The following is a 22942-nucleotide window of genomic DNA, read 5'->3' as shown; positions in this document are numbered from 1 at the left end:
GGCTTTATGACTTGCTAATCTCAACTCGGCTTAAAGGCTCACTCGAAGCAACAAACAGATCAATTTTTTCACTAAGTCGCCCCATTGTTGACTTCATCTCTGAAAAAAAATGCGCATCAAAAGGATCTGAAATTTCATAATCCGCACAAACACGAATCTGCTTCATGGAGGCAAGAACATAGGCGATAGCTTTAGCTTCCTTAGTGCCATTTGCCATAAGTCGTTCGGTGATTCGAACATGACTTGGCATAGAAAGGTGCGAATTATCAGGGCAAAATTTAAGCACTTTCGTGACGCTGTGAAAAGCACAGTAGTAGATTCGAGAACAAGCATTACGTAGTTCAATCTCCGCTGAATCGCTTTTAATAGCGGATGCGAAAAACAAAAAGTCTTCTGGATTAACGCTCATTTGTATAGAGACTGTGTCTGAGAATAAGTAGAAAAAGGTCTACACCTGATTGTGAACAGTTCCATATAAACGTCGTCGAATCTATCAACAAGTTCCTCGGCTATCTCAAAGTTCAAATTCGTGCATGTATCCTGATCTTCATCCACGTAGAAATGAATAAAGTATGAACCATCGTGAAAAAAAAGTTGGTCTGTCTCACAAATCCAAAAACCTTTCTTAGAAATCACACTGGTCGCAACCTCAATGCGGTCAATGATCGTTCGATCATCAATCTTCTTCTCGGAAACATTGGCCAGAACAACATCATTGTGAGCGTGGAATTTTTTCAGCACATTCGTGGAATCATTAACAGTCAATTTCGCATATCTTTCAATGAACTCTGAAGCTTGAGTGAAAAAACCCGCTCGCTGCGAATTAACAATGGCCTCGTGCACAGCCGACTTATCACCTAAAGACTTCGCGACACTCTCCAACGACGTATCCATGGCCTCTCGGAGCATTCCGAGTTTTCGATAAGCTAGCGCTTTCACGTTCCTGACAGAAAAATCATTAGGGTTAATTCGAATCGCGTTATCAATGTTACTGATAACATTGTCTTTATCTTTTTCAATGAGCGCCAGCAAACCAAGCGATGCGTAGCAATAGGACATCCCTTCAACTCCCGAGCTTATGAGTCGTCTTGCATCGACTTTAAAACGGCGAACAGTTAATTGATCATTAAAAGGAGCATCAACAATCTTTAAAATGTCATTAAAGATTTCGATAGATTTCAAAAGAGGCTGTGGTGCGACCATTTCTTTACACTTTTTATGTTTTTTCGGATACAGATTTTCGAAGTTCTAATCTTTCGCTAATCTAGCATAATTTCAATTCTACGACCTAACAAACATTTCAGAAATTAGACAAGTGTAGTGACAAATACCAAACGCAAGAAATACTGAGCACTACACCAAATTTACACCAAAACTCTCAAGAGCCGCATCAAACAATAGGATTTGATTCCCTCCGTGGGAAACTGAAGGATATCTTACAAAAAGCTTTGCAAGGAGATGCTTAATCATGACAGCGCCAGTCAATATTCAACCGCTATACGAACAAGTTCGGCTAGTCCTTGATAGCGCCCAGCAACAAGTTCGTCACACCATTAACGATGTCATGGTGCAAAGCTATTGGCATATCGGTCGTTTAATCGTAGAAGATGAGCAAGGCGGTGCTGCTCGTGCGCAATACGGTAAGCAAACCCTGCAACAACTCTCGCAAAAGCTCAGCGCCGAATATGGAAAAGGCTTTTCGCCGCAAAGTTTGTGGAGTTTTCGACAATTTTATCTTGAGTTTCCAATTCTCTCTACACTGTGGAGAGAATTACACTGGTCCCATTACAAGGTCTTAATTCGCATCAAAGATAAGACGGCGCGCGATTGGTATGCCAATGAAGCAGCGACCCAAGGATGGAGCGTACGCGCCTTAGATCGCCAAATCAGCACCCTATTTTACGAACGCCTGCTCTCCAGCCAAGACAAGGTCGCAGTACAAAAAGAAGCAATTGCTCTCATCGCCGAACATGCGCCCAACGCTACCACTGATGCCAATGCTGCACGCGACTTTATCCGCGATCCCTATGTACTTGAATTTATCGGTGCCCAACCCGGCGCCACCCTCTTTGAAAAAGAATTAGAAAGTAATCTCCTAGGCCAGTTACAAAGCTTCCTGCTAGAGCTAGGCAAGGGCTTTGCCTTTGTCGCCAGACAAAAACATCTGCGCGTAGAGGGCGATGATTTTTTTGTTGATCTGGTGTTTTATAACTACTTGCTCAAATGCTTCTTACTAGTCGATCTCAAAGTCGGCAAACTCAGCCACCAAGACGTAGGCCAAATGGATATGTATGTGCGCGTGTTTGAAGAACAATACCGAGGCGAAGGCGACAACCCCACGCTAGGTCTTATCCTCTGCTCAGAACGCAATGAAGCCGTCGCCAAATACTCGCTACTAGCCGACAGTGAACATTTGTTCGCCAGCCGCTACCGCGCCTTTTTGCCCACCGAGGAACAATTGCAAGCCGAATTACAACGTGACCGCGCCGTATTAGAAAACGCCCAAGCAGGAGAACAGGCATGAGCGCAGTCCATAAACTGATCACAGATCATCTCGATATTTGGACAGCAGCAGACACCGAAAAAAAATCGGGACGCGGACGCACTTCGGGTAATGCGAATAGCGTGTATGGCATTAAGAAACTGCGTGAATTGATTTTAGAATTGGCGGTGCGTGGGAAGTTGGTGCCGCAAAATGAAAATGACGAGCCGGTAAGCGATTTTTTAAACGGAATCAACGCAAGAAAAAAGATTCTGCTCGCAAATAAACAAATCAAAAAGAGTAAAAATACAGCGGATTTTGATTCCGGCGAACCCCCTTTTCAGATTCCAACGAGCTGGCGTTGGGAAAAACTCGGAACTCTCTCGACCAAACTTACAGATGGCTCACACAACCCTCCAAAAGATGCTGGAGCGGGCATACCTATGTTAAGTAGCCAGAACGTGAATTTCGGTAAAATTGATTTCAGCACGCCATCACGCTTCGTAACACACGAAGATTTTGAGCTAGAGGATGCACGAACTCAGATTGAACCTGACGATGTGTTATTGACTATTGTTGCCTCTCTAGGTCGTCCGGCAGTTGTGCCTAAAGATGCACCAAAGTTCGTCTTACAACGTAGTGTCGCGGTTATAAAGACAGGACTGTTCCCGCACTACTTATGCTTGCACCTAGCTTCACCATACTGCCTCGCATATTACGACGAGCATGGAAAAGGAACAGCTCAAAAAGGAATATATCTTGGGCAGCTATCTGAACTTCCAATAGCGGTTCCACCAATCGCAGAACAACACCGCATAGTCACCAAAGTAGACGAACTAATGGCGCTATGCGACCAACTAGAAGCCCAACACAACAACGCCGCCGACGCCCACGAACAACTCGTCAGCCACTTGTTAAGCACGCTCACGCAATCGCAAGACGCGGAAGACTTCAACGCCAACTGGCAACGCATCGCCACGCACTTCGACACCCTATTCACCACAGAATCCAGCATAGACGCCCTCAAACAAACCTTGCTACAACTAGCAGTCACGGGCAAACTCGTACCGCAAGACCCGAACGATGAGCCGGCTAGTGAGTTGCTTAAGCGGATACAGGACGAGAAAGCGAAGTTGGTTGCTGAGGGGGCGATCAAGAAAGACAAACCGTTAGCACGGATCGGTGAGGATGAAAAGTCTTTTGATCTCCCCAAAGGTTGGGAATGGACTAGGCTCGGTACAATTGTAGAAAAGAGTGACTCTGGCTGGAGCCCGAGCTGTGAAGCATATCCACGCAATGGTACTGATTGGGGCGTCTTGAAAGTTAGCGCTGTGTCTTGGGGTAAGTTTTTATCTGATGAAAATAAGGCACTACCAAAATCACTAGAGGCAAGATTAGACTGTGTTGTTGAGCAAGGCGACTTTCTAATATCCAGAGCCAACACCGCTGAATTAGTGGCAAGAAGCGTCGTAATCGACGAGTGCCCACCCAATTTAATGCTGTCAGATAAAATCGTCAGGCTTCGCCTTTCCTCACTTTGCGATAAGCAGTTCATCAATCTTGTAAATGCCTCACCATTTGCGCGAGCCTATTATTCACTCCACGCCGGCGGGACAAGTAGCTCGATGAAAAATGTGACGAGAGAACAGATACTTAATCTCATTTTAGGTTGCCCTCCGCTCGAGGAACAACACCGCATAGTCTCTAAGCTAGAGGAATTAATGCTCCTCTGTGAACAACTAAAGTCCCGCATCATAGAATTAAATCAAATACAAAAAATATTAGCTGATGTATTTGTAGAAAACGCCCTCGCCTGAATTATCCTTTTCCAAATTTATCTAGACAATTATCAAGATGGAGAGCAAATGTATCTTCGTTCAATTCGATTAAAAAACACTGGTCCAATTAAACAACTGGATGTGGCTTTACCGTTCAATGGCGAAAACCCCATGCCGATCGTATTTGTTGGTCGCAACGGTAGCGGAAAGTCGACAGTAATTTCTTTTATAGTTAACGCCTTACTTGTTATGAAACAGCGAGTATATGAAGACACAGAGGTCGAAAAGGGGCGGGTATTTCGACTTCGTTCTCCTTTAGGTATTCATGAGAATCAAAATTTCTACTTTGCAAAACTAGAATTTGAAAAAGGCGTCTCTTTAATCGAATGGCAGTTAACTATGCCGAAACAAGAATGTGGAACATCTGTTGAACTTGCAAATATAGATGTTTCTTGGGAGCGAATACCAGCGACAGAATCAAGCTTTTTTGAACTTCCAATGGGTGAACTTGAGCAAACTCACCTTCTTGAAAAAGAACTTCAAGAAAGCTGTTTTCTTTTTTTTCCAGCAGACCGTTTTGAACCACCAGACTGGATGAACGTTAGCGACTTATCTAACGAACTTCAACTTACAGAGGCAATCAGAACAAAAGGAAAAACAGCCAGAAAAATCTTATCCAAGAATCGACTCAAGATCACTTTGGATTGGCTCTTCTCTGTTGTCTTTGACATGATGGTAAGTGAGCACGTTTCAACGAGAGTTCCGGTAAATTACGCTGGAAGTATAGCTGAGGTACGTATACCTAAGCCTGGAAAAAGTCACGCTGTGTTCAATGCAATAACAGAAATTCTCAAGCGGGTGTTATGTCAACAAGACACCGACCTATTGCAATTTGGCATTGGTGATAGAACAAACAGAATCATAAGTGTGACTATTTCTCGCGATGGACAGGCAATTAGGTTCATCAAAGATTTATTAAGCCTCTCGGCTGGAGAAAGCGCGTTATTTTGCATGTTTGCTTCAATTATTCGAGATGCAGATTTATCGTCCATCAATTTTTCTAACACGCAGGAGATCCCCGGGATTGTTGTCATCGATGAAGCTGACTTGCATCTACACTTAGGATTGCAATATTCGGCTTTACCGAAACTAATATCATTGTTTGGAAAAATTCAGTTTATTTTCAGCGTTCATGCACCTTTGGTTGCTCTAGGGCTAGAAGATGTACTAGGGTCTGAGAAATTCGAGATCAGAGAAATGCCTGATGGTGGTCTGATTACGCCGGAAACTTACTCAGAATTCTTGACTGCTTTTGACGTATTCTCAACCACAAAAAAATACCAAAATGAGGTATTAATAAAGGTAAATGAAACGACGTTGCCAGCATTACTTGTAGAAGGAAAAACTGACGCAACTCTGATACGCACAGCATGGGAAAAACTTAATCCAGGAAGCCCTATTCCGTTCGAACCAATTCCTTGTGGTGTTGAGCCAAATCCCGAGGATCGCAATGGTGGCGCAGAACCATTAAGACGCTGCTTTGAGTTTTTATCGATAGTCACAGATCGAACTGTAATTGCTGTTTTTGATAATGACAGAATTGGAAACGAACAGTTTAATGGTGTATCGAAAAAAGCATTTACCAATGGGAAAGATGGCCTTCATCGCCTTCACAAATCGAAACCAATGCACGCAATTTTATTACCAATACCCAGCGGACGTGAAATTTTTGCCTCAGCATCAAACTTGATTTATCGGCATTTATCCATTGAGCACTATTTCAAGGACGACCTTTTAAATCAACACGGGCTAAAGGGCTCACCCATTATCGCAGATTCAATTGTTTTTGAGATCAGCGGAACTTCACAAGCAAAGGTTGATTTTTCGAATGCTTGCAAATTTTTTGATCCAGAAGAATTTTCTAATTTCTCACTTTTATTTGAAAGGATTAAGGATGTACAAAAATGACCAATATGAACTGTAGAATTTTAACGGCAGCATCATGATTTAGTACGATTGGGGTCAGCTTCGCAATAGATTAAGAAAAGACGTTTAAAGACAAACTTATGAAGGCGGGAGAAAGGCAGTCGGTGAAGGATTTGAAAACTGGTGTTTGAAAACTTATCCCCAGCCATAAAGCGAAAAGCCCCGATGGAACTCAACGAGGCTTAGACGCCGACCGGGAACTCCCAGTCCACTTGCGCAAAATTATAGCAAACGAGCGTTAAATCATAGGTGAAATTATTGGTGATATCGCTGTTACAACGAACATAATTCTGGCGAAAATATGCCGAGCATGTACCAATCGAGCTTAGCTTTAATTAATCACAAACGTAATATTTTACGAGAGACGCATATAAGTCTTTGAAATTATTAGTTATTCTTATTTAATCGCAAATGTCATCGCATTTCTCTTATGGCATTTATTTAAATATAGAAATGATTTTTTACATCAATATCAAACCGATTATCTCCATTCGCTTAGCCCACAAATATTCGCATGACCTCACCATTCTCCCTAAAAATCTTCGTAGCCAATGGCGACCCAGACGGTCTGCGTATCGTTGAACGCAGCAATTGGATAGGCAAAGCGATTGTATTTCCGCGCCCTTTGCTACCAACCATAAAACAGCGCGAAGAGTTTGCGCAAACGGGTGTCTATCTTTTGCTTGGTCCGCGCCCTGATGGTGATGGCGAGATGATTTACATCGGTGAAGGCGATCCCGTTAAACCTCGATTGGAAAACCATTTCAGCAATAAAGATTTTTGGACGCGGGCAGTCTTTTTTGTGGCTGGATCTGGTCAATTGAATAAAGCCCACGTGCAATTCCTTGAGTCACAACTGATCCAACGCGCCAAAGACGCAAAGCGCATGCGTTTGGATAATATCAAATCAGAGAACGAACCTACGCTATCAGAGGCAGACCGCGCAGACATGTTGGTGTTTCTCGATCATATGCTGAGCATGCTGCCCGTCTTGGGTATATCTGCTTTTGAAATGACACGCGCAACCGACATTCGCATTGCTGACATCGCGCTTTTGAACTGTGTCGGCAAGGGTTTAAAAGCGCAAGGATACGAATCCAATCAAGGCTTTGTCGTGAAGGCGAATTCGCAAGCCAGCTTAGAGGTCACCGCATCCATGCAGCAGCAAATGCACAGCATTGTCGATCTACGTCAGGACTTAATCGCTAACGAAGTTTTGCAGCAAGTTGGTGATAGCTATGTTTTTCAACAAGACTATAGTTTTTCTAGCCCATCCACTGCTGCTGCAATCATCCTCGGGCGTAGCGCAAATGGTCGCATTGAGTGGAAAGATGACACAGGTCATACGCTCAAAGAAATCCAAACCCAACAGGCAACACTTTGAAGAAAGAATGTTACATCTTCTCAATCCGATGTGAGTTTTCAAATTATTTGGCCAATAGACACAAAAAAACCGCCTTAAAAAAGGCGGTTTTCTGGGCCAAAAAATAAACCTAAAATTTATTTCTTGTCGCTCGCTGCTGGAGCCGCTGCAGCTGGTGCAGACGCTGCTGCTGAGGCAGATGCCGTCGCTGATGCAGCGGAAGCGCCGACGATTTCTATCTTGGCTTTTTCTTTCATCTCATCCAATAATTTTTTCAAATTCTGTTGTTGAATTTGTTGCGTCAAACGTGGTTTGACTTGTTCTAAAGTTGGGGCTTCTTTTGCACGTGTGTCGTCTAACAAGATGACGTGGTAGCCGAATTGAGATTTGACTGGCTCTTCGCTGAATTTGCCTTTTTCCAATTTGACGACTGCTGCGCCGAATTCTGGCACCATGCCGCGTGGATCAAACCAGCCTAAGTCGCCGCCTTTTTCTTTCGAGCCTGGATCTTTGGATTGGGCTTTGGCTAAAGCTGCGAATACTTTCACATCTTTTTTCAATTTAGCGATGATGGCTTTTGCATCTTCTTCTTTTTCTACCAGGATATGACGGGCAGAGACTTCATTGCCTGCGGTTGCTGCTTTGATTTTTTCGTATTCTGCGGCGTATTGTGCGTCAGTGACTGGGCTATTTTTTAAGAAATCATCGACGAAGCCTTGCGCCAAAATACCTAAGCGCGACATTTCGATTTGCTCTGCGGTTTCACCTTTTTTATCCAGACCTTTTTTGACCGCTTCTTCTGCGGCGATCGTTTGCAATGCCAAGTTGTCGATAATCATTTTGCGCATTTCTGGCGTATCTGGCATACCTTGTGAGGCTTGCTGTTTCATGATTAAGTCAACTTGCTTTTTGCTAATAGCTTTACCGTTGACGGTTGCAGCGATCACATCAGTTACTGAATCAGCAGGTTTGTCTGTGCTTTTTGAGCAGCCAGTCAATGCCATGAGTGCGATGGCGCTACCAATGACGAAACGGGATTTAATCAACATCGTGGTCTTCCTTTATGATTTTCGGTATAAGGCAGAAGCTAAGGCTGCTGCGGGTTAAGGGTAAAACTGCAAAAAAGTGGCTACTACCAGCGGTAGTCAATCGTTTAAAAAAGCGATTGCGAATTTTACCTGTGATTTCACAATTACACTTAAAATTCGCTCAGTTTGCGCGGCTTAGGGCTTATTTTGGCAAAAACATTAAAGAAATATTTATCAGAGGAAAATTGAATATGCTCGATTTCTCAGAAATGTTACCAGTCGGCATGGTGGCGCACGGCGGACAAGTGGCACAAATCATGGCGGAGATCGCTCAGCGGCAACGTGGCTTAGCGGGTTGGGAAGCCTTCCATTATGAAAAAATCTCGGACGCTGCGGTTGAGCTAACGGGAGGCATCGTCAGTACTAGCGGAGGCAGTAAGCGCTGGTTGGAGCCACATGATTGCATCACGATACCTTTCGCAGCGGTGATCGCGGAAATGCAGGCGCAAGGTTTATTATCGACGGCTGCGCCTATGATAGCTCCTGCAATCGAGGAGAAGCAGGAAAGTATGCCTGCGGCGGCGAATCGGCTTGCCACAAAGTCCGCCCAAAACTTGTCGCAATTGAATGTGACATTTGCCCTACCCGCTGATCCGCAAGAACGCCAACGTATTTTGCAAGCATTTCATTTGCAGGCGGATATCTTAGGGGCACAAATCATTGCCTGTCGCCTTGAATAGCACCGTAGACAGTGCCATTGCAAGACGAGGATCTGGTGAGGAATTCAAGCCGCCCCCCTGCTACATGAAAGGGAACGCCACAAGCCCAGCGCCTGTTTCGCTAAGTCCTAAAAAATCAAACCCTAGTCACACGCTGGTCATAGTCGCTCAGTACATTGGAGACTGTTTTTTGTTTCCTTCCGTTAATTTTTTTCTACGGTGTACTTATGTCTGTCTTCTTTGCTCCCGCTATCGCCAGCATGCGTCGTTTGCGCTTACTGCCCAAATTCTTGATTGTTGCTTGTTTGTTTGCTATCCCGGCGCTGGTGGTCTCAGGTCTGTTTATCTGGGAGTTGAACAAGTCGATCGCGCTGACGCAAAGTGAACAACTAGGCGTCCAACAAGTACGCGTGATACATCAACTGGTACAACTCACTCAGCAGCATCGCGCCTTGCGTCATTTGGGATTGGCTGGGAATAAAGACGCACTTGGCAAGGCAAGTAGCCTGACGCCACAAATTGATCAAGTGTTTGCCAGATTGACGCCCAGTAACACGAGCCAACCAGAATTCGCAGCGCAGAAGGACTTACAACAAGCACTGAGCATCTGGAAAGGTATTCAAGAAAAAATCTCAGAGAGCAAAGCGAAAGACAGTTATCTCGCCCATCAAAGCTTACTAGAGCAACTCAATAAAATCGCGGTTAAGATTTCGGACCATACTCACCTCAGTCTTGATCCCAAAGTCGATACCTATTATTTGATTGGTTTATTCGGTAAATCGATACCTGAATTGACCGCTCTGATGGCAGACACCAGTGCACGCGGTGCGCCCTATATCGACACAGGTCTCATGGAAGCCAATGAAGATGTGGTGATCAATGCCAATGTCATGCTGAGTCAACGTGATCTGCAAAAAGTCGAAGCACAAATTCAAGCCGTGATACAGGCGAATCCCGCATCACAAGCCTTGGCGCAACAAAGCAAAAAAGTGATTGAAGAAAATGTCGCTTTTTTGGAGCGTACCAAAAGCGAAATCCTCAGTACTTTGAATCAAACCAGTGGTACGGCTTATCTGGAAGCGGGACAACAAGTCATCTCTGACTGGGCACAATTAAACCTGAGTATCGCGAGTTTGATCGAGTCCAAGCTGCAACAAAGATTAGAGAACGATGTCTGGAACCGCAATGCCATGCTCCTGGCGATCTTGTTTATGCTGAGTTTTGCTTGTTATTTACTGGCGGGATTTTATCTGGCATTCTTTGGTGAATTACGCAACTTGAGCCTGGCAGTACATCGCGTTTCGGATGGAGATCTGAGCACCAGCAGTCATACCAAAGCACACGATGAAGTCGCCCAATTAGTCAAAGAATTCGATGCAATGCGACAGGTATTGGCTCATCTGGTTTCAAATATTCGCAGCAGCACCGAAAGCATCAGTAATGCTTCATTGCATATTGCACACGGCAATGCCGATTTGTCTTTGCGTACGGAACAGCAAGCCAATTCATTGGAAGCGACATCATCGTCTATGGAAGAATTGACCGTCATGGTCAAGCAAAATGTCAACAGTGCTCAACAAGCCAATCAAAAAGCATCGTCTACCACTGCGCTTGCGAAACAAGGTGGCGCAGCCGTGCAGCAATTGGCCAGCACAATGGACGATATCCAGCATTCATCGAAACAGGTCAATGAGATCATCGCAGTTATCGACGGCATCGCATTTCAAACTAATATTTTGGCATTGAATGCGGCAGTTGAAGCAGCACGGGCGGGCGAAAAAGGGCGTGGCTTTGGTGTGGTAGCAAGCGAAGTTCGCAACCTGGCGCAACGCACCGCGAACGCCGCCAAAGAGATCAATGTACTGATCACCAATTCGACCAAGAAAGTACATGCAGGCCATCTCCAGGTTCAAAATACTGGAGTCACCATGCACCAAATCCTTGATGAGATACAGGCATTAAGTAGCAATATGCAAGCCATTACGGATGCCAGCGTAGAACAAGGCGCCGGCATCAGTAATGTGAATACGACCCTAGTTCAACTCGATCAGATTACCCAACAAAATGCGGTACTGGTGGAACAAGCGGCCAGTGCGGCCGGATCTATGCACAGCCAGGCACTCAAGCTGGCGGAAGCAGTGGCTGCATTTGAGATCGATGGCACGATGGCGACATCTGACGAGGGCGCAAAATCTTTAGCCTTGAGAGAAGTCAGCCACGATAAAACGACAAGCAAAGCCCAGACAATTCGCAGCGCATCAGCGATTCACAACTTAGGATTGGCCAGGCGCGCCTAATGTCATAGTAGTGCTAAAAATCCAGACTTGGTCGTGATGGGTCTTTGCGATAATAGTGTTTTAGGACGTGCCACCCTCGAGTTTTAGGAGTTCGCAGTCCGACTTGGATGTCTGCTGCTGTGCGGCTCAACAACCTGAGGTATCCACCACATAGGTAGGTACCGCGCCAACTGAGGCGGCTTCTGTATAGGTCACCGAGCAGGTGGCAGCAACGCTTGCACTAACAGGTGACACTCTCAGGCTGCTTCCGCTGAAATTGAGCGCATAATCACCATTCGCTAAACCAGCGGCAGTAGCAAAAGCATTATTGGCGACGGGGTAGCCTGTCGCAGCCATCGTAATAGTCGCGCCTTCGAATAGCAGGGTCGCGGGCGAAGGACTAATCACCAGATATTTGCTGTGCGCCATACCAGCCGTTGCGGTCATCGCAGCCCGCGCAGCGGTGACACTGGCAATCCTAGCATCTTCACCTAAGTCGGCAAATTTGGGTAAGGCAGTGGCTGCTAAAATACCTAAGATAACGATCACGACGATCAGCTCTATCAAAGTAAAACCAATTTGAGAAGCGCGGCGCATATATCTTTTCATCCTATTTTCTTGGTCTGCTAACAAGTCAATTTTGCCTATTTGATTTAGAGATAAAAAAAGCGCCTACTAGAGACGCTTTTTTTTTGTGACCTCAGCTGATTAACAGCTGGTGGTAACAATAGTAATGACTGGTGCACCAGTCGCTGTTGCTGGCTCTGCATATTTGGCATAGCAGCTCAATCCTGCTGGGCTACCGGCAACGCTCACAGGTATCACGGCTGTTTCAGTGGCACTAGTGACAGGTGAGTTTGCTGTCGCAGCTGAACCAGCAGCGATGATAGTGTAATCATTACTAGAGATGCCGGATGCTGCAACAAAACCAGCATCTGCTTTTGGATAACCTGAAGCAACTACCGTTGCAAATGTGATCGTCGTACCTTCAAAAGTCACTGTAGTCGGCGCTGGTGTTGTCACCAAGAACTTGCCGTGCGCCATTGCTGCTGCAGCACCCATAGAACCACGTACTGCATTTAAAGAAGCGATACGTGCATCTTTGCCTAAGTCAGCAAATTTTGGCAAAGCCGTAGCTGCCAAGATGCCCAAAATCACAATCACAACGATCAATTCGATCAAGGTGAAGCCCGTTTGTTTAGATTTAGTCATGTTCATTTTTTCTCTCCAAAAAAGTTGTCCACTTGTTGATTAGGTAGATAAGCACTTGCGATTACTAATCCCATCCTATTTTCAAGGTGTTTGGATGCCAGTATCACACAAGCTATCCTTGACCACAAGCAACTTAGCGTTTTTTCGTTGTATAAACTTGTAACAGGATGTATTGACATAAAACTCACCCTGTCGATTTACGCATTTTTTTAATCTTCGCCAAAAAATTGGCTGTGCTTATACAAAAACGGCTAGGATTTAGGCATACCGCTGCCAACTTTCTATACATACAACCATCATGAGCTTAACTTTTCCGGCGATAGCCGAATGGCATCAAGTCACACCTCAACTATTTCAGGAAGAAATTGCCCCCTTATATCGTCCTGCAATACTACGTGGCCTGGTCAAAGACTGGCCTTTGGTGCAAATGGCCCATGGCGATGTCACGGAAATACTAAAAGATTTACACCAGCGTGATTCAAGTGTTGGCGTAGATGCCATCATGCTGCGACCAGAAACTCAGGGACGCTTGTTCTATAACGAGGCTATGGATGGATTTAATTTCCTGCGCAAGCGCGTTACGATTACCGAAGTATTAGAACAACTGGCGCGCTACGCACAATTCCCAACGCCACCTTCGGTCGCTGTGCAAAGCGCACTGATCGCGGAATGCCTGCCCAGTCTGCCACAAGATCACCCTATGCCTTTGTTGACCGCCGATATCCAGCCGCGCATCTGGTTAGGTAATCACATCATCACGCCCACCCATATCGACGGGTCCGACAATATCGCCTGCGTGGTGAGTGGACGAAGGCAGTTTGTGTTGTTTCCACCAGAACAAATCGCCAATCTTTATATTGGTCCGCTCGATTTCGCGCCGACGCCCTCACCTATCAGCCTGGTGAACTTACACGATCCTGATTTCACGCGTTTTCCCAATTACCGCATCGCATTGGAGCATGCGCAAACCGCGATACTAGAACCCGGCGATGCCATCTATATTCCTAATTTATGGTGGCATCACGTAGAGTCGCTGGAGAAAATAAACATACTGATCAATTACTGGTGGGGAGGATCGAATTTTTCTACAGAAAACAAAACCTCACCTTATGGTTTGCTATTGCAAGCCCTACTCAGTTTTAAGGAATTACCCCCAGCACAAAGAGCTGCCTGGGGAAGTATTTTTCAGCATTATGTCTTTAGCTCACAAGATCCGGCGGCACATATTCCTGAACATAAACGTGGTATTTTGCAACGTTGATGGCCTGCTTGCCGACCGGCCAAACACGATGCAAAATCGCAAGTTCAGTACACTAGGAGTACCGAACTTAGCGCGCGCTCATTTCAAAAACTAAGCACTCTGCAAAGCCAAATAAATCGCCGTCTTCAATTCACCTGGCGCGGTATCGCGTGGATTGTTCAAGTACTCTTCAAACACGGGTACGTCCGCCGCCTCGTAACCGGATGCGGGTAACCAGACACCGAAGAACCATTGATAGGCGGCTTGCATATCGGAATAAGGGCCTTGGTATTGCAAGACGGCATAAGAACCCGCCTTGACATGGTAGGCTTCAAGCGGTGCTTGCGCCTTAGCCTGATGCTCGGCACTCACCGCCAGACAGGCGATAGAGCGTAACTCCGCTTCTGCCACCAGCGCCGGATCATCAAAATAGATACCTATCATCTTGCTGTCTGGACCGAACATCTGACGCGCTCCGGCTATCCCGACTAATTGATCAAATGCCTGACTGATACCCATGTAATTACCGCGATGGGGAATTCCCACCAAAGTCATCGCTGCTACTTCTTGAATCTGTACTGGAAACATCGTCTCACTCCTTATTGATTGTGCTGCAGAAAATTGTATATGGCTACCGTGCTTGCGATAGCGTGCAGGCGGCATACCATACACACTAGAAAAAATACGTGTGAAGGATTGCAGATTGTTATAACCGCAGTCCCGTGCAATTTGCTCTATGCTGTGCGGGGTCTTCACCAACAAATTAGCCGCGCGTTGCAAACGCAAACGCTTCACCGTCGCGGCCAAACTTTCGCCGCAAAAAGATTGATAAATCCTATGCCAGTGATACGGTGACATGCAGGCGATTTCGGCCAAATGATTCAGATCTAAATCTCGTTCCAAGTTCTCGTGCAGGTAATCAACGACGCGCCGGAAACGGCGCTCGTAACTGGCTCTATGCGCACTGATGCTGGTAAGTTCTTGTTCCATCTTGTTCTCCACAGATTCGATGGGTAGAACAATATCATGGAGTGATTTGACAAATCTTGCGGACTTATCGTCCGAAAAGATTTAGGGGAAGTATTGAAGTAAAGACTAAATAGGGCCTGTTAACATTTAAATTGGGAGTGCGAATGCGGAAAAACGGGCACAGGGCTAGGCTATCGCTAAAGAAAAGCATCCTTGCAAGGATGCTTCGTTGCGTCAGTGAGCAGCATGCTGCTCTAAACCCTGACTTCACCGTCAAGGCGCGCCGCAGTGCGAGCACTGTAAGCGACTTGCAACAACGCCATGTGCCCGTTTTACCCATTCCCGAAGGGTTCAAGCCAAAAGGCGCGATGGACAGCGTTGCAGCTCTTGCCGAGGCATCAGCCTCGGCGGCGAACTACGCCTTGCCATCCCACCTTTTGGCTTGAACGCATCTCCCGATTTAAATGTTAACAGGCCCTAGCTCAGGCTTTAGAAAACGCCGTTTCTAAACGTTTTAATAAAGGTTTATGCATCGCATAGTGATGTTTGTTCCAATGCTTTTGCATGCGTTCTATTTCCTGACGTTGCGCTTGGGCGGTAGCGACATCACCTATGCTCAATGCCCATATTGCATACTCAGCATAAGCATCAATGCTGCCATGGTCACTAGCTGCCTTAGAAAATTCCTGACGTGCAGCCTCGTTTTGACCTTGCAAGGCATAAGCCTGCGCTAACAATAAACCGACCTGCTCTTTACGAAAATCAGCGTGTAATTGGCGTATCTTCAGCAGCAATTCAAGAGCGGCATCACCTTGTTGATTTTGCAGACGGGCCTTCGCAGCGCCGAACAGGATTTCGCGCTCGGTAGCGAAAGGTCCGCGCAAGCAAGCTTCATATTGCACCGCTGCTTGTTGTGGATCGCCCGCCTCCAGATAAGCGCAAGCCAGGCGCATCTGATTTTGCGCCGAGGGCGTCAATTCAAATGCCTGCTGCGCCTCACGTAATTCTTTACCCGGGTCCAGTGCTTTCAAGGCCGCCGTAGTCAACTTATTCGCACCGTGTTGCAAACGACTGTCGGGTAAATAGATCGCGAAAAAATACACGATGCTACCCAACAAGGGGAAAGCAAATAAAATCATTAGCCAATACATTTCACGGCGATGACGTATCGCGTGAATAGCAAAAAAAATCGCAACCAAAACGTGTAAACCAACTCCTAAATACGGCATGTTTTTTTATCCTTAAACTTTGTGTTTACTGTAATCGACTTTTTCTTTCGGCTTTTTTTCCACTAAAAAACTTGATGGGAAGATACACGCCCAAACAATGAAAAAAAATCCCATAAAAAGCGCTTTATACCAATCCGCATTTTGCCATCCACGCACTACAATTTCGTATATTGCGGTAGCGAGCATACTCCCCACAAAGACACTCAATAAGCTAAAAAAAGTAGCTCTCCGGTTTTGATTCATTTTCAAGTTTCCTTCAATTTATCTTTACTCTATTTAATACAAACCACCCGCACCTGTTTCATATCCATAATGCCGGATAACACTTTTTCCATGCCATCCATTTTTAGAGTGAGCATGCCATCGCTCAATGCTTCGGTAAATAATTGTGCGACGCGCGCGTGCTCCTGTATCAATTTCTTGATGCCGTCTGTGCCCACCATCAATTCGTGCAAACCAACCCGGCCTTTATAGCCGCCGACACATTTCTCGCAGCCAGCTGGACGATACAAAGTAAAATTACCTCGTTCGTCCGCATAATTTTTCTGCCATTTTTTCAGCACTTTTTGCTTGGCGATATCAACATCAATTTGGAACTCCGGTGTCGCCAGCAATTCCGTACAATATTCATTAAGCATGCTTTGTATCTCTTCCGCTTCGGGCTGATAAGCGACTTTGCAATTCGTGCACAGACGTTTAGCCAGGCGCTGCGCCAAAATGCCGAGTAGTGCATCGGCGAAATTGAATGGGTCCATGCCCATATCAAGCAAACGAACTATAGACTCTGGCGCGCTATTCGTGTGTAAAGTGGCGAACACCAAGTGACCTGTCAATGAGGCTTCCAAGCCTATCGAGACGGTCTCTTTATCACGCATTTCACCGACCATGATAATGTCGGGGTCGGCACGCAGAAATGCCCGCATCACGGTGGCAAAATCCATCCCTGCCTTGCGATTGACTTGCACCTGACGCAAACCTTTTTGGGTGATTTCGACCGGATCTTCTGCGGTCCAGATTTTGGTTTCTGGACGGTTCAAATAATGCAGCACCGAGTGCAACGTTGTCGTCTTACCGGAACCGGTGGGTCCGCAAACGAAGAAAATACCATAGGGTTTTTCAACCACCTCTATCAGACGTTGCAAGTTGTGCGGCAAGATGCCGAGTTGCGCCATCGGTATCGGCTCACCTGCGGCCAAAATACGCATCACAACGTCTTCCATGCCACCCGAAGATGGAATAGTTGCGACCCGCAATTCAATATCAAGCGGACCGTATTTTTTGAACTTAATTTTGCCGTCTTGCGGTTTGCGTTTCTCTGAAATATCCAGATCACACATAATTTTAATCCGTGCGATCAAGGCGTTGCGGTAGCTGGCAGGTATTTCTATATACGGCGCGAGTGAACCATCACGCCGGAATCGAATCACGGTTTTTTCTTTGCCGGGGCGTGGTTCTATATGAATATCAGAAGCGCCTTGTTGATAGGCATCGACAATAATTTTGTTGAGCAGCTTGACCAATTCATTGTCGACCGCTGCCGATACTTCGGTGGTGCCGCTCGTTTCGTCCAGGTCTTCGTCTTCCATGCCAGACAACAGTTCGCCAACAGAACCGGTATCCACACTTTGTCCAAAAAACTGATCAATAGTTTGTTTAAATTCTCGTTTGGTCGTGACACGATAATGCAGGCGTGGCGTAGAAAATATCAGATTGACGACACGCGTGGTTTTCACATGTTCTGGATCTATCGCTAAAATACTAATCCCGGTCGGGTCATCAGAAATCGGCAGCCAATTGGTTTCTTCTACGTACTGCCGCTTTAATTTCTTGGTCAACTCAGCATCAATCACACGGTTTGGCTTATAGGGTTCATAGGGAACCGCAAAAAACTTCGATAAAGCCATACCAATATGCGCGGTCTGTACTTGAAATTCATCAATCAACACATCTTCTAAATCAAGCTGTTTCTTACGTGCCGAGCTGATCGCGAGTTCAAATTCTGGCGCAGATAAAATGCCTTCTGATACCAGAAAATTAAATTTCGATGGTGGCAAATTCAAAGGCTTATTTTTTTGCGTCAAAGCGATGGCCAAGGTATCGCAAAGTTCTTTCACACCCTCGGTCGCAATAGAGGTAAATGCGACGCCATGCCGGTTATTAATAAATTGAATGACGCCCAATAATTGCTGAGTGCCGGCATCAATAATAGGCGCGCCCAACATCTCTTTGGTGCGATAACCGGTGCGCTCATCAATCGCTTTTTGAAAATGCAAATGCGGCGAATAGCTACGCAATTCTTCTTCGTCATACACGTCTTTGATACAGAGGACTTGCTGGTGCAGAGCGACAAAGCCGGCAATACTCTGATCCGAAATAGGCAGGCGTATATCTTTAAAACTGTTCAAACCCTTCTTCACCTTGGAGATCAAATTCGCTTTATCAGGTGCCACGACATAGATCGTTAATCGATCACATTCAAACAGATCGCAGATATCCTGACTCAAATCAAGCATGATTTGATCAAGCGCTTGGGTCGCATGAATCTTGTTGGTAAGGGTTTGCAGTCGTTTAAAGAATAGCAAACGCTGGGTCGAGCTTTCTGCTACTGCGCTTTGCTGCGCACCTGATTTTGCTTGATTCGGCTGCATCTTGGCCCTGCTTTCTTCAAGAAGAATTTCCGTATGTCTCGTCTATTTCAAATTCACTGCATGCAATGACAAAGCGGGTTTGCCATCATCAGACTATTATGAAGCAAAGTGAATACATAAAAACAAGAATGGCGCATTTATCAGCGCTGGTTTCGCAATTTACGACATGTCTGCAACACTCTATTTATCAGTGGCGAAGCAATTATTTTTTAAATTTTCAAAAATAAATTAGGTGTTTACGAAATATGTGTGTATATTTCGCCCTGTACTTGCATCAGGTCGTTTTATTGTTGGTCCCAATTCCGCATGGCTGTTCTTCTCTAGTCGTTCTGTTTTATCTCCTTCGGTCTCATCTCTTGGTTTTAAGTGCCTAACAGGCAATTTCGCCTAGCGGTAACTCTTTCGCTCGCATGTTGATTTTTTCACTGCGCCTAGATTGGTTGCCAAATTGAATTTAAAGGAAATAACATGAGCAATCAAACTGGAATCGTCAAATGGTTCAACGATGCTAAGGGCTTCGGCTTCATCACACCTGACGCTGGTGGCGCGGATTTATTCGCTCACTTTCAAGACATCCAATCTTCTGGTTTCAAAAGTCTGTCGGAAAATCAACGCGTTTCTTTCGAACGCAGCGCTAGTCCTAAGGGCGACAAAGCCAGCAATATTCAAATTTTGTAAGATTCGTCTTTACAAAATTTTGTAAAAAAACGCTGCGTGAACATCACTAGTTTTACCGTTAAGCATCGTTCAGAATGAGCCTATTTATGGGGCACCATTACCGGTTATTCACACTATGCAGATAGCATAGGTGGATAAAACCCCGCAAAGATTTCGTTCAAACAAGCAAGCGCATATTGTGCCAGGTGATTGCACAATAGCCGCACAAACTGGTTCTAACCGGCCATGGCCACCACGCAGATAGCATGGGGTGTAGGAAAATGGTTTAGCCAGGCGACGCCGCCATCTTGAATCTATCAAGGTGGACGGCATTTCGCTGAAAGACAATTTAACAAAATAAGAAAATCATTTGTGCTTCGGATATCAGCATCGCGACTCACGTGCGCTTTGCATATCTGATATTGCAGCAAATAATTCAATAACCCAGATTTTCTATTAGGATTTAAGATGATGGCGGATGCACTTTTTGAGTCAGTTTTTGCGTGAATGAGGCGCTAATAGCTAGCTATTAGCAACGAAGAATGCGAAAAATGACCAAAAATGCGCCGCCAACACTCAAATAGCGTCGAAGACGCGCCGAATAGACAATCTGGGTTAAATTGCACTATCAAAATTGTGATCAGATTTTGATAGCAAACTAATTCCGATGGGTACACCACGCAGATAGCATGGGTGCCAGAACAGCTGCTAACACCTGACAGATAGTCTTGGTTATCAGTGAATTAGCGCGATACATGGAGAGCCCGCCTTTGGTGGGCTTTTTGCATTGCACCTCCATATTCATCTCAATAGCCATTAAGAATTTCAAATAAATCTAGTTGCGTATAATCAACTTTTCAGGGATGGAAATTGCGGTATTTCACGATATCGCAGCTATACTTGACTCACTCAATTACGAACACTATTACTCAACTTGATTTACGCATGAACTGGATTTCTCAATTTTGTCTTGTATGGATTTTTGTGCTGACGTTTGCTAGCACGACGTACGCGCAGAATAAAATCCTGACCGCTGACGCCCGGCCAAGACCACCCGAAATCGTCACCGACGAACAGACTGGCAATGTGTCGGGTCCTATCGTCGACATATTCAATGAGGCGGCCAAGAATCTTGGTTATCAAGTTCAATGGCGCATCGTACCCTTTCCGCGCACTTTAGAAGATCTCAGAACTGGCGTGACCGATGTGGTTCCCGGCATCTTTATGAATGAAGAAAGAAAATCTTATATAGAATTTCTCGGGCCTATCGGTACCGAACGTGCCCCGGTCCGATTCCTCATGCGTACGGGACAAGAGCATCTGCTTAAATCCTATGCAGACCTGAAAAAATTAAAAGTCGGCGTCAAGCGCGGCACCCTGTATTTTCCGCAATTTGATACTGACAAGTCGATTCAACGCGTCGCTGCACAAGATGATCACAATATGGTGAGAATGTTGGTCGCCGGGCGCTTCGATGTGATGATAGTCAATGACAAAGAAGCGGCCGCGGTCGCGTTGGAACGCAATCAGGTGACAGGCACATCTTGGGCTGACTACCTGGCGTCGCGCGCATTGCAACGCTACTTTGGTCTGTCAAAGCAGTCCAAACACCGAGCGGCAGCCACTGCTTTTTCTGACGCAATCAAACTTATGGTCAAGAATGGTCGCGTTGCCGAGATTTATCAGCAAGCGGGTTTATCCTTTAAAGAATACGAATAGAATCCAGACCGACAAACCAGCTTTGTTGGTCAAGCACATCAATGCACGGAAACAAATTTGACCATCAGGTGTGCAGGCTGGATACTTAGCGCCTGCTAAAAATCAATTAAAAACAACTTCGGAGTCCTTCATGAAATTTCCCCTTTATTCGTCTTTAATCGCCGCCGCTTTGGGTTTGGCAGCTAACGCTATCGCGGCTGATGTGCTGATTTCTGCCAGCAATATGCTCGATGTACGCAGCGGCAAAATGATTGCCAATCCTCAGATTCTGGTCAGAGACGGTCGCATCGTCAGCGTCGTCAGTGCCAAGGCCGGAGCTGCAGCAACGACCAATAAAGATACCAAAAAAATTGATCTGCCTGGTATGACCTTGGTACCAGGATTAATCGACATGCATGTGCATTTGGATTCTGATCCTACTTATGGCGGCTATAACAATCTGCAATTTGGTGATCGCTTCTGGTCCATCTTGACCGTGCCACATGCGAGCCGGACTTTGAATGCGGGCTTTACGACTGTGCGTAATGTCGGTGCCGATGCCTGGAATGATGTCGGTCTGCGTCAGGCGATTGATGAAGGAAAAATTCCTGGCCCGCGTGTCGTCACAGCAGCGTATTCTTTTGGTGCAACGGGTGGTCATTGCGATTCGACTTTCTTTCCGCCGTCTATGAACCAACAAAGTCCTTTCAATGCTGACAGCCCTGAAGAAGGTCGTAAGCGCGTACGTGAGTTACGCAAATACGGCGCGCAAGTCATCAAAATTTGTGCAACCGGCGGCGTGTTCTCCCACAACACAGAACCTGGTCAGCAGCAAATGAGTTTGAAAGACATGACCGCGATTGCGGAAGAAGCCCATCAATGGGGCCTGCGCGTCGCAGCCCACGCACACGGCAGTTCAGGCATTAAAGATGCGATTCGTGCAGGCATAGACACCATAGAACATGCGAGTCTGATCGATGATGAAGGTATCGCACTGGCCAAGAAGCATGGCGCTTATTTGTCTATGGATATCTACAACACCGACTACACCCAATCGGAAGGCAAAAAGAACGGCGTACTGGAAGACAATCTGCGCAAAGACAGAGAAGTCGCTGACGTACAACGCGAAGGCTTCCGCCGCGCCCATGCTGCAGGTGTGAAAATGGTATACGGTACTGATGCCGGTATCTACCCACATGGCGACAACGCCAAACAATTCGCCACCATGGTGAAATACGGCATGACACCAGTACAGGCGATTCAAGCCGCCACCCTTAATGCCGCAGAAGCCTTGTCGAGCAAAGACGTAGGCATACTCGAAGCTGGCCGCTTTGCTGATATGGTGGCGGTGGCTGGTGATCCTAGTAAGGATGTGCGTTTATTAGAAAATGTTGCGGTAGTGATTAAGGCGGGTGTTGTGGTGAAAAGTGCGAAGTAAGCTGCTGAATATTACTGCTTAACTAGTTGTGACAAGGATTTGAATTGAAGAAAATTTGATTCAAATCCCATCTGATAGGTACGCTCAAGAATTGGTAGCTGTCAAGTCAAGCCCCAACTACTTGCGCAAATCCTCCGCCTTAAGAGGGTGTAAAAAATTTTGTGTAAACGGACATTTTGCAGGAAACTGCGCAATTGCATGGAGCAATGATAATGACCG

At 45.8% G+C, this 22942-nt stretch carries 19 protein-coding genes; 10 read left to right on the top strand and 9 right to left on the bottom strand.

The annotated features are described in order from the left end of the window. Positions 1-4: 4 nt before the first annotated feature. Together AC1RR2_RS19220 and AC1RR2_RS19215 are read right to left on the bottom strand one after the other, a co-directional pair. Positions 5-409: a hypothetical protein gene (locus AC1RR2_RS19220; protein ID WP_493223893.1), complete on the bottom strand. Its 405-nt coding sequence runs from the start codon at positions 407-409 to the stop codon at positions 5-7. Next, positions 406-1203, bottom strand: a complete 798-nt coding sequence (locus tag AC1RR2_RS19215; RefSeq protein WP_493223892.1) for a tetratricopeptide repeat protein — start codon at positions 1201-1203, stop codon at positions 406-408. Before AC1RR2_RS19215 ends, AC1RR2_RS19220 begins: the two co-directional genes overlap by 4 nt. A 265-nt stretch (positions 1204-1468) precedes the next feature. Here AC1RR2_RS19215 and AC1RR2_RS19210 point away from each other — a divergent pair, with 265 nt between their 5' ends. From AC1RR2_RS19210 to AC1RR2_RS19195, 4 genes are all read left to right on the top strand, one after another. Next, positions 1469-2524, top strand: a complete 1056-nt coding sequence (locus tag AC1RR2_RS19210) for a PDDEXK nuclease domain-containing protein (RefSeq protein WP_493223891.1) — start codon at positions 1469-1471, stop codon at positions 2522-2524. Further along, positions 2521-4299 (top strand): restriction endonuclease subunit S, encoded by a 1779-nt coding sequence (locus AC1RR2_RS19205; protein WP_493223890.1) that lies wholly within the window; start codon positions 2521-2523, stop codon positions 4297-4299. Before AC1RR2_RS19210 ends, AC1RR2_RS19205 begins: the two co-directional genes overlap by 4 nt. A gap of 48 nt (positions 4300-4347) precedes the next feature. Next, positions 4348-6228 carry an AAA family ATPase gene (locus AC1RR2_RS19200; protein ID WP_493223889.1) on the top strand — a complete coding sequence of 627 codons (1881 nt, stop codon included), beginning with the start codon at positions 4348-4350 and terminating at the stop codon, positions 6226-6228. A 532-nt stretch (positions 6229-6760) separates the two neighbouring features. After that, positions 6761-7630, top strand: a complete 870-nt coding sequence (locus AC1RR2_RS19195; RefSeq protein ID WP_493223888.1) for a GIY-YIG nuclease family protein — start codon at positions 6761-6763, stop codon at positions 7628-7630. 116 nt (positions 7631-7746) lie between these two features. Here AC1RR2_RS19195 and AC1RR2_RS19190 read toward each other — a convergent pair whose 3' ends face one another. After that, positions 7747-8658 carry a foldase protein PrsA gene (locus tag AC1RR2_RS19190; protein ID WP_493223887.1) on the bottom strand — a complete coding sequence of 304 codons (912 nt, stop codon included), beginning with the start codon at positions 8656-8658 and terminating at the stop codon, positions 7747-7749. Between the two features lie 230 nt (positions 8659-8888). Between AC1RR2_RS19190 and AC1RR2_RS19185 the strand changes: the two genes are divergently transcribed. Together AC1RR2_RS19185 and AC1RR2_RS19180 are read left to right on the top strand one after the other, a co-directional pair. After that, positions 8889-9377 carry a hypothetical protein gene (locus AC1RR2_RS19185; protein ID WP_493223886.1) on the top strand — a complete coding sequence of 163 codons (489 nt, stop codon included), beginning with the start codon at positions 8889-8891 and terminating at the stop codon, positions 9375-9377. A gap of 206 nt (positions 9378-9583) precedes the next feature. Continuing rightward, a complete protein-coding gene (locus AC1RR2_RS19180; protein WP_493223885.1) occupies positions 9584-11653 on the top strand; it encodes a methyl-accepting chemotaxis protein in 2070 nt (689 codons plus the stop codon). Positions 11654-11779: 126 nt separating this feature from the next. Here the strand turns inward: AC1RR2_RS19180 and AC1RR2_RS19175 are convergent, their stop codons facing one another. Both AC1RR2_RS19175 and AC1RR2_RS19170 read right to left on the bottom strand, forming a co-directional pair. Continuing rightward, entirely contained in the window at positions 11780-12241 is a 462-nt protein-coding gene (locus tag AC1RR2_RS19175; RefSeq protein WP_493223884.1) for a prepilin-type N-terminal cleavage/methylation domain-containing protein, read from the bottom strand. A 99-nt stretch (positions 12242-12340) separates the two neighbouring features. Then, on the bottom strand, positions 12341-12850 hold the full coding sequence (locus tag AC1RR2_RS19170; RefSeq protein ID WP_493223883.1) for a pilus assembly FimT family protein: 510 nt from the start codon (positions 12848-12850) through the stop codon (positions 12341-12343). A gap of 292 nt (positions 12851-13142) precedes the next feature. Here AC1RR2_RS19170 and AC1RR2_RS19165 point away from each other — a divergent pair, with 292 nt between their 5' ends. Further along, the gene (locus tag AC1RR2_RS19165) at positions 13143-14105 is read left to right on the top strand and encodes a cupin-like domain-containing protein (protein ID WP_493223882.1); all 963 of its coding nucleotides are present in this window, start codon (positions 13143-13145) and stop codon (positions 14103-14105) included. A 90-nt stretch (positions 14106-14195) separates the two neighbouring features. On the opposite strand, the gene AC1RR2_RS19160 is transcribed toward AC1RR2_RS19165, so the two are convergent. The 4 genes from AC1RR2_RS19160 to AC1RR2_RS19145 all read right to left on the bottom strand — a co-directional run bounded on the left by AC1RR2_RS19160 (position 14196) and on the right by AC1RR2_RS19145 (position 18930). Continuing rightward, positions 14196-15074: an AraC family transcriptional regulator gene (locus tag AC1RR2_RS19160; RefSeq protein ID WP_493223881.1), complete on the bottom strand. Its 879-nt coding sequence runs from the start codon at positions 15072-15074 to the stop codon at positions 14196-14198. A 461-nt stretch (positions 15075-15535) separates the two neighbouring features. Then, on the bottom strand, positions 15536-16282 hold the full coding sequence (locus tag AC1RR2_RS19155) for a hypothetical protein (protein WP_493223880.1): 747 nt from the start codon (positions 16280-16282) through the stop codon (positions 15536-15538). A 12-nt stretch (positions 16283-16294) separates the two neighbouring features. Continuing rightward, on the bottom strand, positions 16295-16525 hold the full coding sequence (locus tag AC1RR2_RS19150) for a hypothetical protein (RefSeq protein ID WP_493223879.1): 231 nt from the start codon (positions 16523-16525) through the stop codon (positions 16295-16297). 29 nt (positions 16526-16554) lie between these two features. Continuing rightward, entirely contained in the window at positions 16555-18930 is a 2376-nt protein-coding gene (locus AC1RR2_RS19145) for an ATPase, T2SS/T4P/T4SS family (protein ID WP_493223878.1), read from the bottom strand. A gap of 468 nt (positions 18931-19398) precedes the next feature. Here AC1RR2_RS19145 and AC1RR2_RS19140 point away from each other — a divergent pair, with 468 nt between their 5' ends. The 3 genes from AC1RR2_RS19140 (at position 19399) to AC1RR2_RS19130 (ending at position 22723) form a co-directional block, all read left to right on the top strand. Beyond that, a complete protein-coding gene (locus AC1RR2_RS19140) occupies positions 19399-19608 on the top strand; it encodes a cold-shock protein (protein ID WP_493223877.1) in 210 nt (69 codons plus the stop codon). A gap of 924 nt (positions 19609-20532) precedes the next feature. Next, a complete protein-coding gene (locus tag AC1RR2_RS19135; RefSeq protein WP_493223876.1) occupies positions 20533-21306 on the top strand; it encodes a substrate-binding periplasmic protein in 774 nt (257 codons plus the stop codon). A gap of 130 nt (positions 21307-21436) precedes the next feature. Continuing rightward, positions 21437-22723: a Xaa-Pro dipeptidase gene (locus AC1RR2_RS19130; RefSeq protein WP_493223875.1), complete on the top strand. Its 1287-nt coding sequence runs from the start codon at positions 21437-21439 to the stop codon at positions 22721-22723. The last annotated feature ends 219 nt before the right edge of the window (positions 22724-22942 follow it).

The sequence above is a fragment of the Undibacterium sp. GW821-FHT11H02 genome (genome assembly GCF_058808015.1).
The sequence above is the reverse complement of the archived record's forward strand: the minus strand, read 5'-3'. Positions and strand labels throughout refer to the sequence as shown.